This is a genomic window from Weissella sp. DD23, from assembly GCF_001579105.1.
In the GTDB taxonomy this organism is placed as follows: domain Bacteria; phylum Bacillota; class Bacilli; order Lactobacillales; family Lactobacillaceae; genus Weissella; species Weissella cibaria.
This window is the reverse complement of record NZ_KQ970390.1, coordinates 423,243-425,793: the sequence shown is the minus strand read 5'-3', so window position 1 is coordinate 425,793 and position 2,551 is coordinate 423,243. Positions and strand designations below refer to the sequence as shown.

At 43.5% G+C, this 2,551-nt stretch carries 3 protein-coding genes and 1 other annotated feature; all 3 genes read left to right on the top strand.

The genetic code is table 11. The features are described from left to right. The coding region (locus WEIDD23_RS02040; RefSeq protein ID WP_156469526.1) for an FAD-dependent oxidoreductase at positions 1–925 on the top strand (925 nt) is incomplete at its 5' end. 75 nt (positions 926–1,000) lie between these two features. Beyond that, positions 1,001–1,267, top strand: a binding site (T-box leader). Between the two features lie 61 nt (positions 1,268–1,328). Next, positions 1,329–2,177, top strand: coding sequence for a MetQ/NlpA family ABC transporter substrate-binding protein (locus WEIDD23_RS02035; RefSeq protein ID WP_010373707.1), 849 nt, complete (start codon positions 1,329–1,331; stop codon positions 2,175–2,177). A gap of 17 nt (positions 2,178–2,194) precedes the next feature. After that, on the top strand, positions 2,195–2,551 hold a 357-nt coding region (gene msrA / locus WEIDD23_RS02030), incomplete at its 3' end, for a peptide-methionine (S)-S-oxide reductase MsrA (RefSeq protein ID WP_082778300.1).

The following is a 2,551-nucleotide window of genomic DNA, read 5'->3' as shown; positions in this document are numbered from 1 at the left end:
AGTGGCGGATGATGTGAAGCGTGTGGTTGTAATTGGTGCAGGTTACATTGGGGCCGAAATTGCAGAGCAATTTTCAGTAACTGGTAAGAAAGTTACGCTAATCGATGGTTTTGATCGCGTGTTGCCTAAGAACTTCAGTCCAGTAATTACTGATCGTCTGGAAGCGGCGTTCCAGGAAAACGATGTCACATTAGCTTTGCAACAACTGGTAACCGGCTTTGAAGATGCCGCAGATGGCGGTATTCGAGTGACAACTAATCAAGGTACTTATGAAGCGGATATTGCGGTGCTTGGGATTGGTTTCTTACCAAATACGGACTTGTTCAAGGGCCAAGTTGATATGCTACCAAACGGGGCCATCTTAACGAACGCGTATATGGAAACAAGTTTGCCTGACGTTTATGCCGCTGGTGATGCCACGACTGTTTTCTACAATCCAACGCAAGCCTATGACTATATTCCATTAGCCACGAATGCGATTCGCCAGGGGATGCTCGTTGCACGTAACATTGATGGTCATCACTTGGCTTACTCAGGGACGCAAGCAACGTCGGCAGTGGAATTGTATGGTTATGCCATGTCAGCAACCGGGCTGAACAAGGGGTCTGCTGAAGCGCGGGGCTTAGATGTCGTTGAAACGGTTCATGAGGAAGATTATCGACCTGATTTTATGTTGTCGACGACACCAGTGTTATCAACGTTAACTTGGGATCGCAAAACACGGCGAGTGCTGGGGGCGGCCTTTATGTCAAAGCATGACATTACGCAAGCGGCGAATGTTGTCTCATTGGCCATTCAAAATCAAATGACCATTGACGATTTGGCGATGGCTGATTTCTTCTTCCAACCTAACTTTACGCAACCGGTTAATTTTGTAGGTGCAACGGCCTTACAAGCGGTTAGTGATGCACAAAACAAAAATTAATCCTAATAAAAGCTTGACAATAAAATGAGTATTGTCTAATATAATACTCATAGAAAAAACGAATAAATAGTTAGTAAAAACAAGATGATCAGGGAAGTACGATTGCTAGCAAAGTTCAGAGAGTTACGGGTGGTGAGACGTAGCGTGCGGTAGTACTCAGAAAATGGCCTGTGATTGGGTGTTGTGAATGGCAAGTTCATAAGCGACACACGGGTGGTTACCGTTAACAAACACGCGTATCGACATAGCATCATTTCGCTCCCTGTCCGCACGTTGTGAGGCTTTTCAGGTGACTGAACAAGCGAATTTAGAATGGTACCACGGGCTTAAACCGTTTCTATACTTCTCATATTGAGAATGTGTATAGAAACGGTTTTTTTATTTACAACTAGGGGTGGAGATTATGACAATTAATAAAAAGCAAGTATTAGTATCAGCAGTGGCAGTGGCTGGTTTAGCAGCTGTAGTGGCTTTGTATGTAACAAATGATGGGGCAGTTTCCGCTGCGAACGAAAAGACTGTAACCGTTGGCTTGGTTGGAGATTCTGACCGTCAATTATGGGAATATGTCAAAAAAGATGCGCAGAAGAAGTATGGCATCGATGTGAAGTTGAAGTTGTTCACGGATTACGTTAAGCCAAATCAAGCATTAGTTGATGGTTCGATCGATTTGAATTCATTCCAAACGATTAATTATTTCGATGTTCAAAATAAGCATTTTAAGAATAAGTTAGTGGGGATTGGTAAGACGTATGTGACACCAATTCGTATCTATTCTGATAATCACAAGTCTTTGAAGGATTTGCCGGAAAAAGCAACGATTATCGTACCGAATGACGCATCGAATGAAAAACGTGCGTTGGATGTCCTAGAGGCCGCGGGATTGATTAAATACAACCATGACGCCAAGTTGCCAACTGCTCAGGATGTAACGGAGAACAAGAAACATTTCCAAATTAAGGAAGTTTCTTCAGACCAAACTGCTGCCGCGTTGAAGGGTGCTGATGCGGCAGTTGTTAATACCAATTACGCCCTTGATGCAAAGTTGGATATTGACAAGGCGTTGTTCGTGGAACCGGTTAATAAAGCTAACAAGGGTTACATTAACATCATTGCTGCACGTAAGGGTACGCAAAATAAAAAGGTATACAAGCAAGTGGTTAAAACCTATCAAACCGAGGCTACCAAGAAGCACATGAAGCAGCTATATGGATCAGCAGAAATCCCTGCGTGGGATATCAAGTTAAAGTAATTTAGGGGGATAACAATATGGCAGAACAAACAGCAATTTTTGCAGGTGGATGTTTTTGGTGCATGGTCCAACCATTTGAAACATTAACAGGTATTTCACTCGTCCGCTCTGGTTACACGGGTGGTCATAAGGATAATCCAACCTATGAAGAAGTTAAGGCACACCAAACGGGTCACACCGAAGCCGTAAAAGTTTGGTTTGACGACGATGCAATCTCATACGAAGATTTGGTCGCCTTATATTGGCAGACGGCAGATCCGACTGATGCGATGGGGCAGTTTGAAGATCGCGGTGACAATTACCGACCTGTGATTTTTGTTAATTCACCTGAGCAACGACAGATTGCTGAGGCGTCTAAAGTTGCTTTGCAAGAA

Bases quoted from the DNA above. Each gene is read 5' to 3' on its own strand.
- WEIDD23_RS02035 (WP_010373707.1), top strand. From the start codon at position 1,329: ATGACAATTAATAAAAAGCAAGTATTAGTATCAGCAGTGGCAGTGGCT.